General features: G+C 66.2%; 12 protein-coding genes. 6 read left to right on the top strand and 6 right to left on the bottom strand.

Going from position 1 to position 13619, the window contains the following annotated elements; genetic code table 11:
- The first annotated feature begins 173 nt into the window (after positions 1-173).
- Positions 174-2654: a hypothetical protein gene (locus tag ACODSK_RS23110; protein WP_489019411.1), complete on the top strand. Its 2481-nt coding sequence runs from the start codon at positions 174-176 to the stop codon at positions 2652-2654.
- A gap of 1 nt (position 2655) precedes the next feature.
- Here the strand turns inward: ACODSK_RS23110 and ACODSK_RS23105 are convergent, their stop codons facing one another.
- The 5 genes from ACODSK_RS23105 to ACODSK_RS23085 all read right to left on the bottom strand — a co-directional run bounded on the left by ACODSK_RS23105 (position 2656) and on the right by ACODSK_RS23085 (position 8082).
- Positions 2656-3381: a CPBP family intramembrane glutamic endopeptidase gene (locus tag ACODSK_RS23105; protein WP_489019410.1), complete on the bottom strand. Its 726-nt coding sequence runs from the start codon at positions 3379-3381 to the stop codon at positions 2656-2658.
- Between the two features lie 158 nt (positions 3382-3539).
- A complete protein-coding gene (locus ACODSK_RS23100; protein WP_489019409.1) occupies positions 3540-5198 on the bottom strand; it encodes an FAD-dependent oxidoreductase in 1659 nt (552 codons plus the stop codon).
- 11 nt (positions 5199-5209) lie between these two features.
- Positions 5210-5530 (bottom strand): NIPSNAP family protein, encoded by a 321-nt coding sequence (locus tag ACODSK_RS23095; RefSeq protein ID WP_489019408.1) that lies wholly within the window; start codon positions 5528-5530, stop codon positions 5210-5212.
- Positions 5531-5532: 2 nt separating this feature from the next.
- A complete protein-coding gene (locus tag ACODSK_RS23090; protein ID WP_489019407.1) occupies positions 5533-7263 on the bottom strand; it encodes an FAD-dependent oxidoreductase in 1731 nt (576 codons plus the stop codon).
- Positions 7264-7272: 9 nt separating this feature from the next.
- Entirely contained in the window at positions 7273-8082 is an 810-nt protein-coding gene (locus ACODSK_RS23085) for a shikimate dehydrogenase family protein (RefSeq protein ID WP_489019406.1), read from the bottom strand.
- Positions 8083-8226: 144 nt separating this feature from the next.
- Here ACODSK_RS23085 and ACODSK_RS23080 point away from each other — a divergent pair, with 144 nt between their 5' ends.
- On the top strand, positions 8227-9000 hold the full coding sequence (locus tag ACODSK_RS23080) for an IclR family transcriptional regulator domain-containing protein (RefSeq protein WP_489019405.1): 774 nt from the start codon (positions 8227-8229) through the stop codon (positions 8998-9000).
- A gap of 129 nt (positions 9001-9129) precedes the next feature.
- On the opposite strand, the gene ACODSK_RS23075 is transcribed toward ACODSK_RS23080, so the two are convergent.
- Positions 9130-10047 (bottom strand): LysR substrate-binding domain-containing protein, encoded by a 918-nt coding sequence (locus ACODSK_RS23075; RefSeq protein WP_489019404.1) that lies wholly within the window; start codon positions 10045-10047, stop codon positions 9130-9132.
- A 117-nt stretch (positions 10048-10164) separates the two neighbouring features.
- Here ACODSK_RS23075 and ACODSK_RS23070 point away from each other — a divergent pair, with 117 nt between their 5' ends.
- From ACODSK_RS23070 to ACODSK_RS23055, 4 genes are read left to right on the top strand one after another with little or no spacing between them, the layout of a single operon-like run.
- Positions 10165-11058 carry a sugar phosphate isomerase/epimerase family protein gene (locus ACODSK_RS23070; RefSeq protein ID WP_489019403.1) on the top strand — a complete coding sequence of 298 codons (894 nt, stop codon included), beginning with the start codon at positions 10165-10167 and terminating at the stop codon, positions 11056-11058.
- The gene (locus tag ACODSK_RS23065; RefSeq protein ID WP_489019402.1) at positions 11055-11843 is read left to right on the top strand and encodes an SDR family NAD(P)-dependent oxidoreductase; all 789 of its coding nucleotides are present in this window, start codon (positions 11055-11057) and stop codon (positions 11841-11843) included. Before ACODSK_RS23070 ends, ACODSK_RS23065 begins: the two co-directional genes overlap by 4 nt.
- Positions 11844-11889: 46 nt before the next feature.
- Positions 11890-13185 carry an MFS transporter gene (locus ACODSK_RS23060; protein ID WP_489019401.1) on the top strand — a complete coding sequence of 432 codons (1296 nt, stop codon included), beginning with the start codon at positions 11890-11892 and terminating at the stop codon, positions 13183-13185.
- A gap of 53 nt (positions 13186-13238) precedes the next feature.
- A complete protein-coding gene (locus tag ACODSK_RS23055; RefSeq protein ID WP_489019400.1) occupies positions 13239-13523 on the top strand; it encodes a YciI family protein in 285 nt (94 codons plus the stop codon).
- Positions 13524-13619: the final 96 nt, after the last annotated feature.

The raw sequence follows: 13619 nt of genomic DNA, 5'->3' as shown, positions 1-13619 counted from the left end.
GGACAGGGTCAGCGTGCCCGGCTCCTGGTTGAATAACACCAGGTTTGCATTTCGAGTCGCACGCATAACATCATTACGCCACCAACCAACCCTTGCACCGCAGCTTGTAGAGAAATCATGTCACCGCAAAGGATCGCAGCTTCACCTCCCGCGTCGTCCGGGAGCGCTCACTGATGGGCGTCATTCTCGGCATCATCGTCACACTGATCGGCCTGGCACTGCTGCTTGCCATGCTGCGCTTCGTCGGTACGGCGCTGAAATATGCACTGGGCATCAGCCTCGGCATCGCCGCACTGGTCACCCTCGGCTTGCCGCTGGCCTATGGCATGGCAGTCGAGGCCGTAAGCCGCAGCCCCTGGCCGAGGGCCTTGCTGGCCTGGTCAGGCACCGCGCTGGTAGCGTTTTGTGCGTTTTGCTGGAGCGTGACCGACCTCCATGGCTTTTTCGCCCCCGGCAGCTTCGCCAGCCTGAAATACGCTTTGTCCACCCTGCTCCTGATCGTGATGCTGCGCAGCCACCGCCTGAGTGTCCGGGCCAGCGAGGGCAATCAGGCCGATGACTGGTTGCGCAAGAAACACCAGGCGTTTCATGTCGGTCTGCATGGCAGCATCGCCCTGCTCGCGATGTCGGCCTGGGTGCCCGGGCTGTTCGCCGCGCAGCACTGGTCTGGTGGCACCTTCGCGGCTTACGCCTACTGGGTCACCGCCACGCTGGTGCAGCTGTATTTCATTAGCCAGGACCGTGCCCGCCAGCAGCTGGAAGCGGCGATCGCCGAGGTGCTGCAGATCAAGACCTCCCTGGACGTCGGCAAGACCCTGAAGGCGATGAGCAAGGACAGCCTGCTTGAGCACGAGGAAGTCGAAACCCTGTTCAACGGACGCCTCTCGCCGCGAATCGCTGCCGGCCAGTTGCGCGAGATGGAAATCACCGGGCAGCGCTGGGTGTTCGAAGCCACGTGGTATCGCAATCGCTACAAGGCCTTGCATGGTGTTTTGCTCAAGCAGGTCCGACATGCGCCAGCAACCATCGAGCGCCTGGTGCTCAGCGCCTTTGGCTACGAAGGCCAGGGCGCCCGGCAATTCATCGAACAGCAGATGACCTTCGGCCATTACCTGGATTTTCGCGACGGACGATTCTGGTCGACCCACGCACATCTGCCGCGCATCAGTTGCTGTACCTCCTGCGGACTGGCCGAGGTACGCAACAGTGCCAACGATGCCGAATGGTTCTGCTCCAGTACCTGTGCGCAAACCGAGCAACTGTGCCTGAGCGTGCGTGACAAGCCCGAGGAAGAGTTCCTTGCCGACGCTGCCAGCACCGGCTTCCTGCTGATGGCGGCGGCCAGTGCCTGGGATGCCAACCACAAGCTGTTCGCCGCCGGTGGCCAGGGCCATGGCTTCGCCGCGGAAAAGGCCAATCACCGACTTGATCGCCTGATGGGTCGCAGTGCCGAAATCCTCGGCGACAACAACGCCAAGAACGGTGCCGACCGTCTGGTCCAGGGGCAGTTGATCCAGACCAAGTACTGCTCCACTGCCGCCCGTAGCATCGGCTCGGCCTTCGACGGCCAGCAAGGTCAATACCGTTACATGCACAACGGTCGGCCGATGCAGGTCGAAGTCCCGAAGGATCAGTATCCTGCCGCCGTACGCACCATGCAGGGCAAGATCCGTGACAACAAGGTGCCGGGAGTGACCGACCCCAAGGACGCGGTGAAGCTGGTGCGCAAGGGCCACCTGACCTACGACCAGGCCCGCAATATCACCAAGTTCGGCACTTTCGAGTCCATTGCCTACGACATCCGCGAAGGCGTAGTGGTGGGTGCCGTGGCGGGAGGCATCAGCTTCGGCGTCAGTGCCACGCTGTTCTATCTCAAGACCCAAGACCGGCAGCAGGCGCTACGCGTGGCCACGATACAGGCCGGAAAAAGCTTTGGCCGCAGCCTGACCGTCTATGTCGCCACCCAGCAATTGCATCGAGTGCAGCTTATCCAGCGCTCGTTGAACCTGGTCGACGTCGGCGCACTGGCGCCAAGCACCCGCAGCCTGCTGGCCAAAGGCATGGGAGTCAGCAAAAGCGGCCTGAACAAGGCCTTGCGCGGCACGCTGGTCAGCTCCATCGCGGTGATCGCGGTGACCACCGGCCCGGACCTGGTGAAGCTGGCCCGGGGCCGGATTTCCAAGGCCCAGTTCGCCAAGAACCTCGCCGTCACCTCCTCGGGTGTGGCCGGTGGCGTCATCGGCTCCATTGCCGGCGGAGTCATCGCCGCGCCGCTCGGACCACTGGGCGCCATGCTCGGGCGGACTGCCGGCGGCATTGTCGGTGGCATCGTGGCCTCGGCCATTTCCAGTCGGCTGATGGGCAAGCTGATCGAGGAGGATCGGGTGCGCATCATCAAGGTCATCCAGGCACAGCTGGAATACCTGGCGGTAACCTTCATGCTGGCCAAGGAAGAGCTGGACAGCGTCAACGCCAACCTCGACAAGGCACTCACTCAGGAAAGCCTCGAAGTGATTCACGCCGCCGAGGGCAACCGACGGGCCATGGCCAACTTCTACCTCAAGCCGGTGGTGGTGGCAGTGGTCCGTCAGCGTCCGGTGTTGACCTTCTCAGGCAGCGATGTGGTCCAGGCTTGCGAGGACATTGCCGCCTGATTCAGCCAGCCGGCACGGCGATCAACAGAATCGCCGTGCCATGGGCAGCGATTGCCGCCAGCACGCCATGACGCAAGCGCAGCAAGGCGCAGACCAGGCCTTCGAGCAAGGTAAAGGCCAGCACCGGCCAGCCGGCCTGGGTCACGGTCAGGGCGAGGAACACATGGCAAGCCGCAAACGCCAGGGCACTGCCTAGGGCGGCATGCAGCGGGCTGGCGTGGTGCTCCAGATGACCTTGCAACAGGCCGCGGAACAGCACCTCTTCCAGGGCATTGCCGCCGTAGGCGAGGACGATCATTCCGAGCAGCCACAGGTTGAAACCGCTAAAGGCGGCGCCCTGGTAGAGGCGCAGGGGCATGCCGATGGCGCAACCGGCCAGCAGGCCGAGGGCCAGGCCGACCGGCAGATTGCCCTTGCGCCAGACAATCAGCGACCAGAGTTCCCGGGCTGCCGGGCGCAGCGAGGCGATCAGCCCGAGGGACATCAGGCCCAGCGCGGCCAGTACCAGTGGGTTGTCGGTAAAACCGATGCGTACCTGGCCGTCCAGGGCCCACAGGCCGGTGGGGGTCATGGCGTCGCGCAGGAGGACGAAAGTCAGCAGCAGGATCAGGATGCGCAGGCCGGCCTGGGTTTTCGGGGTGAGCAGGAACCACAGCACGCAGAGCACCAGGCCGGGAGTGATATGCAGCAGGTAGCTGGCGAGGTGCGAGAGTCCTTCCTGGAACATAGCGCGGGGTCCGTCGGTGACTGGGGGACCGAGTTTATCCGAGGTTTTGTGGTTGGTCTTGGAGGCCTCATCGCTGGCAAGCCAGCTCCCACAGGATCGCGTGCACCGCTAGAACCTGTGGGAGCTGGCTTGCCAGCGATGAGGCCCTGAAGAACACCTCAGGTTCCAGCCAAGGCCAACCCCGCCAGATAGCCAAAGGTCATCCCCGGCCCAAGGGTGATGCCACCGCTGGGGTAATGCCCACCCATGACGCTGTTCATGTCATTGCCCACCGCATGCAACCCGGCAATCACCTGCCCGTGCCGATCCAGCACCCGCGCCGCCGCATCGGTACGCAAGCCGGCGAAGGTGCCCAGGCTGCCCGCCACCAGACGCACCGCATACAAACGCCCGCGCAATGGCCGCAGCGAAGGGTTGGGCACGTTCGCCGGATCCCCCAGCGCCCGGTTATAGGCCGATTGTCCGCGGCCGAAATCCGGGTCGTGACCGAGCCGCGCATGCTGGTTGAATCGTTCGAGGGTGGCTTTCAGTTGCGCCGGATCGAGCCCGCAGCGCCCGGCCAGTTCCCGCGCATCACGGCCTTCGAACAGATACCCGCAACGCCGGTAGTACCCCAGTGGAAACGGCCACGGCTTGGCCCAGCCGATACCGAAGCGCCGCTGTGCCTGGTGGTCGCAGATCATCCAGGCCTGCGGCTCCTGCCCCGGCGCGGTGCGGGCGAACAGGTCGTTCATGAAGTCGTGATAACAGTCGGCCTCGTTGGTGAAACGCCGGCCATCGGCACCTACCGCGATAAAGCCGGGCTTGCCGCGATCCACCAGGTGCGGAAAGCGCCCCGGCGGTCCGTTGCGCCGTGGTACCAGGGAAACCGGCACCCACGCTGCGTCATGGGCCAGGTTGTTGCCCAGCAGGCCGCCCGCCGCTTCCCCCAGGCGCAGGCCATCGCCACTGTTATCCAGCGGCGCGGCACAGTGATGCCGGTGCCCGAGACGTTGTTGCAGACGCTGCGCATCATGGGCAAAGCCACCACAGGCCAGCACCACACCGCGTCGGGCCAGAACCCTACGTCCGCCTTCCAGCTCCGCCCCGCTGACCCGCTCGCCCTCGCGCAGCAAGTGCACGGCCGGGCTTTCGGTCAGCAGTTGCACGTCGCGGTCCAGCGCGCTGCGCAGCAGTCGTGCCACCAAGGCATTGCCGTTGACCAGGTGCATGCCGCGCCGATAACGCAGCAGGTCGAAGGCATGCCGGCCGAGACGCTTGCCCACATGCCAGGCGGCCTTGAACGAACGCCGGACATTGAAGAACGCCGCCATATCGGCACCGCCAGCGATGCCCATGCCGAACAGGCTGACGATATCCAGCGGCGCTCGCAGCCGTTCGATCCACGGCCCCAACTGGCGACCATCGAACGGCTGGGCACACAGGGAACGCCCGCCCCTGGCCGCACCCTCGCCATCGCGCATGTCCGGCATGGCGCTGCCCGAGTAGAACTGCACGGCAGTGTGGCGCTGGAAAAATTCGACCATCTCCGGCCCGCGTTGCAGATAGACCCGCTGCTGCTCGCTAAGCTCGCGACCATGGACCTGGGCCAGCAGGTAACGCTCCGGCCCGTCGTCCGCCTCGATCATCCCCTCGCCCACCGCCAGCGGGTTGCGCGGCACCCACAGCCAGCCACCGGACCAGGCACTGGTGCCGCCCAGCCAGCGGCTTTTTTCCGCGACGATCACCTTCAGGCCATGGCTGGCAGCGGTCACCGCCGCCGCCAGTCCCGAGGCGCCCGAGCCGATCACCAGCACATCGCATTCCAGCGTCTGCATCGGCGCGCAACTCATTGCAGTGGCGAGAAGCCGGTCGGCCGCAGCAGCCGCGACTCCAGCTTGAGCACCGCACCGAGGGCCTTGTTCTTGCGGGCGAACTCGCCCCAGCGCGGGTCGGCGGCCATGCGGGCACGACGCGCGGCGCGGTCGTCGAGGCTTTCGTAGGCCCAGATATGCACCACCTGGTTGGCCTCGCCGAACTCGGTGGTGAAGAAGCCGACCAGGTTGCCCAGGTGCTCGGTCTGCACCGCCAGCGCATCGCCCTGGTACAGGGCCAGCCAGTCGGCCATCAGGGTCGGGCTCAGGGTGTAGGTGCGCAGTTCGTAGTACATGGTCATTTCTCCAGGGTGAATGCAGGGTCGTGGGCCAGCCGTTCGGCGGCGTGGCAGGCGGCGAGCCAGCCGAAGGTCAGGCCGGGGCCGATGGTGATGCCCGGCCCCGGGTAGGTGCCGTCCATCAGCGAGTTCATGTCGTTGCCGGCGGCGTACAGGCCGGGGATCGGCGCGCCGGACGCATCCAGCACCCGCCCTTGCCCATCGCTGGCCAGACCGCGGGCCGAGCCGAGATCGCCCGTGTGCAGGCGCAGCGCATACCACGGCGCCTTGAGCAGCGGCGCATTGCACGGGTTGGGCTGGTGCTCGGGGTCGCCCATGTAGCGGTTGTAGCTGTTGCCGCCCTTGCCGAAGGCACGATCGACACCCTCGCGGGCGTCACGGTTGTAGCTGTCCAGGGTGCGGCGCAGGCCCTGGGGATCGATGCCGATCTGCGCCGCCAGTTGCTCGGCGCTGTCGGCGCGATACAGGTAGCCGGCCTCGATCAGCGCGGCGTTGTCCACCGGCTTTGGCCGGGCCAGGCCAAGGCCGTACTTGTTCAGCGCCTCGGCATCGCAGACCAGCCAACACGGCGTGCTGCCGGTGGCGAACATGCGCTGGACGAAGTGGTGATAGGAGTCGGACTCGTTGACGAAGCGCTCACCGGCCCGGTTGACCGCGATCACGCCGGGCTTGGCGCGGTCGGTGACCAGATGCGGAAAGCGCTCGCGCTCGCCATTGCGGTGGGTGACCTCGGACACCGGCGCCCAGAAGAAATTGGCCGCCAGCCCCTGCCCCAGCACCGCGCCTGCCGCCTGGGCCAGGCGCAAGCCGTCGCCGACATTGCCCGGCGGCGACATGCTCAGGTGCGCGCTGCCGGTGTCCGGGCGCTGCGCCGCCGCCTCGGGCGCCGCAGCGAAACCACCGGTAGCACAGACCACGCCGCCCCGGGACAGCACCCGGACCTGGCGTCCCTCGCGACTGATCAGCGCGCCGATCACCGCGCCGTCGTCAACGATCAACTCATCGGTGCGACTGTTCAGCCACAGGGTCAGGCCATTGGCAAAGGCGCTGGTGGCGAGTCGGGCGATCAGGGCATTGCCGGTGGTCAGCCGGGTACCACGCGGGTGACTCAGACGGTCGATCCCATAACGCCCCATCAGCTTCAGGCAGTGCCACAGCGAACGCGGCGAACGACGGAAGCTGAGGAAGTGCTGGATATCCACGCGATTGACCATCATCCCGCCGAACAACAGCATCCCGGCCGGGGGCATCTTCAGGTCCTTGAAGTGATCACCGAGGCGGCGTCCGTCGTATTCCAGCATCTCCAGGGCGCGACCGCGGTCGGTGGCGCCCTCCTCGTCCGGGTAGTAATCCGGCGACAGCGGACGCAGGGCGTACTTCAGCTCGGTATGCGCCTCCAGCCAGCGCAGGGCGCGGTGGCCCTGGTCGATATAGGCGTCCACCAGTTCGGCGTTGTAGCCGGGGCCGATGGTCTTGTGCAGGTAGCGGCGCATGGCCTCCGGGCTGTCCTCGACCCCGGCGGCGCGGGCCTGGTCGGTGCCATGCAGCCAGACTGCGCCACCGGAGATCGCCGAGGTACCGCCGAACTGCGCGGCCTTCTCCACCAATAGCACCTTGAGCCCCTTGCAGGCGGCGGTGGCCGCGGCAGCAAAGCCGGCGGCGCCGCTGCCGAGGACGATCAGGTCGAACTGCGCCTCGTCCGGCGCAGGAAAACGGCTAGCCGTATTCATGCCCCGTCCTCACAACTGCAAGGGCGTGACGCCCATGAAATGGCCGAGATTGCCAAGCTGGGCGAAGGCCATCTGCGGGCCGGTCTGGATCGGGCAGCCGCGCTCGCGGGCAGCGGCCAGCAGCGGGGTGATTTCCGGCGAGGTGACCACGTCGGCGACCAGGGTGGCGGGCCGCAGGCTATCGAGTTGCGCCAGCGGCAACGGCAGCTCGCCGGTGCCGCCCATGCCCGCCGGGGTGGCGTTGACCAGCAGGTCGAAGCTGTCCAGCGCCTCGTAGCCGATCTCGATACGCACCCCGCCGAAGGCCCGGCGCAACAGCGCGGCAAGGGTCTCGCAGCGCTCGGCGCTGGCATCGCTGAGTACCAGCGACTGCACCCCGGCCTGGCATAGCGACCAGGCGATGGCGCTGCCGACGCCCCCGGCACCGATCACCAGGGCGCGCTTGTCGCGGGCCTGGAAACCGTTGAGGCAGGCGGCATTGAGAAAGCCCTCGCCATCGACGTTGTCGCCCAGCAGGCGGCCATCGGCCTGGCGGCGGATCACGTTCACCGAACCCAGCGCCCCGGCCCGCTCGCTGACCTCGTCGAGGCGCCCGGCCAGCACCTGCTTGTACGGCACCGTGACCACCACACCGCGCAGGTTCTGCCAGCCGCGCAAGGTAGCGAGGAAGGCATCCAGGGCCTCTTCGCGGATATCGATGGGCAGCATCGCCAGGTTCAGGCTGTTGGCCTGGAACCAGCGGTTGAAGTTTTCCGGGGATTTGACCTGGGTAATGGGCGACCCGACGATCGCCACCAGTTCGGTGGATCCGTGCAGCATGCTGACCTCCAGAGGGTCGGTGTTGTTATGCGCCAAGGGTGGCGCCTGGCGCCCCGACGGCCAACGCTGGAGATCAGCATTCTGGTTGTTATTCGCAGCAGCACTGCGATAATCGCACTCTTTCCTCAAATCAACGGAGCGGCCATGGCCCAGCCGGAGATCCATCCCCGCGACCTGATCGTCGGCCTGCAGAAGGGCCTGGCCTTGATGCAACTGTTCAGCGTCGACCAACCCCGCCTCAGCGTGCCCGAGGCGGCGCGGCTATCCGGGCTGACGCCGAGTGCGGCGCGGCGCTTTCTGCTGACCCTGGTCCACGAAGCCTTCGTCGAGACCGATGGCCGCCACTACTGGCTGACGCCCAAGGCCCTGCGCATCGGCCAGGCCTACGTTGATTCGGCGCAGTTGCCACGCATGCTGCGGCCGGTGGTGGAACAGGTGGCGCGGACCACCCAGGAGCATGTCTCGGTGGGCACCCGCGATGGCGACGAGATCGTGCATATCGTGCGCAGCCGCTACAGCCATATCGCCTCGCTGTCGATCCGGCCGGGGTCGCGCTTGCCGCTGTATTGCACGGCGGGCGGGCGGATCTGGCTGGCGTCGTTGCCGGCGGCGGAGCTGGATGCCTACTTCGGAAGGGTCGAATTGCGTGGGCTGACGCCGCATACCTGCATCGACGAAAGCCTGCTGCGTGAAGAACTGCAACGGATCGCCGCCCAGGGCTATGCCGAGGTGGACCAGGAGTTCGAAGTGGGCATGCGCGTGCTCGGGGTGCCGCTGGTGGATCGGCATGGGGTGTTGCGATCGACCTTGACCATCACTACCCACGCCTCGCGGATCAGTCTGGAAGAGATGCGGCGGCGTTATCTGATGCCGTTGTATGAGGCGCAGGCCCTGTTGAAACCTGTGATGGAGGCCTGAAGGTTTGCTGTGTCCGGACTGGCCCTATCGCTGGCAAGCCAGCTCCCACAGGAATGTGGGCCAGCCACAGTTCTGTGCTTCGACGCGGACATTGTGGGAGCTGGCTTGCCAGCGATGAGTCCCGAAAGATCAACCCCGAGCTTGAGGAACACACCACTCCCGCAACAACCCCGCAAACACCTGCGCCGCCTCCGACAGCGGCCGGTCGGTCGGGGTGGTCAGGCCGATCGGCGCCCTGAGCAAGGTACTGCTGAACGGCAAGGCCTTGACGATGCCCAGGCGCAGGTCGAGGTCGACCACTCCGCGCTGGACGAACCACACACCGTCGTAGTCCTGCACATAAACCCGCGAGAAGGTTTCGCTCAACGACTCCTGGATCGTGAAACCCTCCCCGACACCGCTGGAAAGCAGGAAGTTGTCGACACTGATCCGCACCAGCGTGCCTTGCGGCGAAACCAGCAGCACGTAAGGCCGCAGGTCCTCCAGCGTCAACCGCTCGCGCGCCGCCAGCGGATGCCCGCTGCGTACCACCAGCAGCAGGTCTTCCTCGTACAGCGCTTCGAACACCACGCCAAGCATGTCGCGACCGATCAGGCGGCCGACGATCAGATCCAGTTCGTGAGTACGCAGCTTGCCGACCAGGAAGTCATAGACCCCGGCCAGCACCTGCACCTGGATCTGTGGGTAGCGCTGGCGCATCTGCGCGATCACTGGCGCCAGCATGTAGCCCGCCGCCGTCGGCAACGCGCCTACCCTGAGCACCTGCGGTGCCTGCGGGCGGGCCTGCCCCTCGTCCAGGGCCATGCGGAAACTGGCCATGGCCTGTGCCGCGTGCTTGTGGAAGGCCTCGCCGGCCAGGGTCAGTTGCACGCCCTTGCGCCCGCGCACCAGCAACGGCGAGCCCAGTTCCTGTTCCAGCTCCTTGATGCTCTTGGACACCGCCGACAGGGTGATATGCAGCAAACGCGAGGCCGTGGCCAGACTGCCGGAGCTGACCACGGCGAGAAAGACGCGGAAGTGACGCAGGTTGATGGTCGAGAGGTTCACCGGCAGAGCCCTTGAGTTAGTCAACCTGCAAGTTAACCAAGGCGCGACTTTATATCAATTTAATCAACCTCCAACTTCATCTAGCATCCTCTCCATCGCTCACAAGGATTTATCGCCATGACTCAAGCCCGCCCACGCCTGGGTGTTTCCAGTGCCTCGCTGCCCAGCCTCGCGCCCGAAGCGCTGGTCGATGAGCTTGCTCGCCTGGGTTACCAGGGCATGGAATGGCGGGTCGCCGATACCACCGGCCTGGACCCCGCCCGCGCCTGGGATGCGCGCAGCAACAACCGCTGCACCCTGCCACCCTGTGCCAAGACCATCGCCCGCATCCAGCAGCAGTGCCAGGCCAATGGCCTGGAGATCTTCGGCCTTAGCCCGTACCTGAAGGTGGGTGATCTGGAGCAGGCGCTGCACCTGGTCGAGCTGGCCGCCCTCGCTGGCAACGCCCGCCTGCGCCTGTGGGCACCGGGCTACGAAAACGAACGCTACGCCGCCGCCAGCGCGCGCATGCGCCATTTCCTCGACCAGTTGCTGCCCCGCGCCGAAGCCGCCGGGGTGCGTCTGGCCCTGGAGGTGCACCAGCGCACCATCTGTTCCAGCCCGTCGCTGGCCATGCGCATCGCCGAGCACTACCCGCCGCAGTCCCTGGGAATCATCTACGACCTCGGCAACCTGGCCATCGAAGGACGCGAGGATGTCGGCCTGTCGCTGGACCTGATGGGCGACCATCTGGCCCATGTGCAGGTGAAGAACGTGGCCTGGGTGGCCCAGGCCGACGACCAGGGCTGGCGCTGGGAATGGTGCCCGCCGGACCAGGGCGTGCTGCCCCTGCGCAGCATGCTGCGCACCCTGGCCGAGCGCGGTTTCGCCGACTGGCTGTCGATCGAGGACTTCGACAGCACCTGGCCCGACGCCCACAAGCTGCTGCGCAACCGTGACCTGATCCACCGTTATCTCGACCACGACGCTGCGGTCGCCCCTGTTTCCACCCCGGAGGTACTTTGTCCATGAACCTGCCCCACTGCCCACCCGACAGCCCGCGCCGCGTCGCCCTGGTCACCGGCGCCGCCGGCGAGCTGGGCCGCGCCATCTGCCAGCGCCTGAGCCAGGACGGCCTGGACCTGATCGCCGCGGATATCGACCTGCCCGCCGCCGAGGCCCTGGTGCAGGGCCTCCCACTGGCCGACGGACAGCGCGCCATCGCCGTGCACGCCGACCTCGGCGACGCCGCGTCCATCGCCGCCCTGGTCGAGCTGGGCGGTAGCGCCTTCGGTCGCATCGATGTGGTGGTGAACAACGCGGCGGTCAATCATCGCGGCTCGATCTACGACTTCGATCCAGCGCAATGGGACCACATGATGGCCGTCAACCTGCGTGGCCCCGCCCTGCTCTGCCAGCAGGTGGCGCCGTACTGGAAAGCCCAGGCCAGCGGCCGGGTGATCAATATCGTCTCGCGCTGCTGGGTGGCCGGCGGACCGCCCGCCTATGTCGCCTGCAAGGCCGGGCTGGTCGGCCTGACCCGCTCGATGGCCCGCGAACTGGCGCCGCACAACGTCACGGTCAATGCCATCGCCCCGGGCCTGCTGCCGTCGGCCTTCACCCTCGATGGCCGCGACGCCGAGAGCTTCGAGCGCATGGCCCAGGGCTCGATCAACAACACGCCACTCAAGCGCCTGGTGACCCCGCAGGACATCGCCGGCACCACCGCCTTCCTGGCCTCGGCCGATGCTGCCTTCATCACCGCCGAAGTCATCCATGTCTGCGGTGGCAGCCAACTGGCGCCCTTCGGCAACTGAACACCCGTTACCCGACCATCACAAACAACCACAAGAAAGGTTGCACATGACCACTACCCATCCCGATAACCGGCGCATGGCGCGCCGGGCTGCGTTCGGCAGCTTCCTCGGCAGCGTCGTCGAGTACTACGACTTCTTCATCTACGGCTCGGCGGCGGCGCTGGTGTTCAGCACGCTGTTCTTCCCGTCCAGCGACCCCATGGCCGGTACCCTGGCAGCCCTGGCCACCTTCGGCGTCGGCTATATCGCCCGGCCGATCGGCGCGCTGGTCTGCGGCCACCTCGGCGACCGCATCGGGCGCAAGCAGGTGCTGATGATGACCCTGCTGCTGATGGGCCTGGCCACCTTCGCCATCGGCCTGCTGCCCACCTACCAGAGCATCGGCGCCTGGGCCCCGGCGCTGCTGGTGTTCTGTCGCCTGCTGCAGGGCTTCTCCGCCGGTGGCGAACAGGTCGGCGCCAGCCTGCTGACCATGGAGCACGCACCGGGCAAGAGCAAAACCTTCTACACCAGCTGGCTGATCAACGGCGCCTCCATGGGTTCGATCCTCGCCACTTCGGTGTTCATCCCGCTGTCGATGCTCAGCCAGGAACAGTTGTTGGCCTGGGGCTGGCGGATTCCCTTCCTGCTCAGTGCGGTGATGGTGGTGATCACCTGGCTGATCCGCCGTGGTGTCGAGGAAAGTCCGGAGTTCAAGGCGAGCAAGCCGGCCGCCCAGCGCCTGCCGGTGGCCGAGCTGTTCAGCAAGGAACGCCGGGCCTTCTTCACCGTGTTCAGTTGTGCGCTGATCTGCGCCGTGTCGTCGCTGGTGATGATCTTTGGCCTGTCATGGGCCACCAATAACCAGCACGTCGATCGTCCGTCGATGCTCAGTGCCATCGCTGCCAGCCAGGTGGTGGCGCTGATCTGCCAGCCGCTGTTCGGCCTGCTCGCCGACCGTATCGGCCGCAAGCGGATCTTCGCCGTGGGCTCGCTGGCCAGTTGCGCCGGGGTGTTCCTGTTCCTCTGGTCGATCAGCACCGGCAACCTCGGCCTGATCCTGTTCAGCACCGTGCTGCTCAAGGGCGTGCTGTACAGCGCACCGAACGCCCTCTGGCCGTCGTTCTACGCCGAGATGTTCAGCATTCGCGTGCGCTACACCGGGGTCGGTCTGGCCACCCAGTTGAGCTTCATCATCTCGGGCTTCTCGCCAAGCCTGTGCTACGCGCTGATGGCCGATGGCAACGACTGGCTGCCGGTGGCCTGCTTTATCGGCGGGCTGGCCTTGATCGCGGCGATCGCGGCGCTGCTGTCGCGGCCGGCCGGGGCTGACGAGCCGGTGTTGCAGGTGCGGCACGCTTGATTCCCTCCTGGCCCCGCCGCAGTGCGGGGCCTTCTTCTATCTGGAGTACACACATGGCTTTTGCATTGATCGCCCACGATTACCCGGACGCGCTGGAGCGGCGCCTGGCTTGCCGGGAGCAGCACCTGGGCCGGCTGAAGGCGTTGGCGGAGCAGGGATTGTTTCTTGGCGGCGGGGTCTTGCTGGATGAGGACGGGAAGATGATCGGCTCGAATGTGCATCTGGGGTTCGAGCAGAAGGAGGAGCTGGAGGCTTGGTTGCAGGATGAGGTTTATGTGACGGAGCGGATCTGGGAAATCATCGATATTCGGGAGATACGGGTTTTCAGTCCGGCTTGATACCGAGGAGATCCCATCGCCGGCAATGCCGGCTCCCACAAGGTTCAGCGGTGCATGCAGGACCTGTGGGAGCCGGCGTTGCCGGCGATGAGGCCC

This window comes from Pseudomonas sp. FG98, from assembly GCF_057808595.1.
This window is presented reverse-complemented; position numbering and strand designations above follow the sequence as displayed.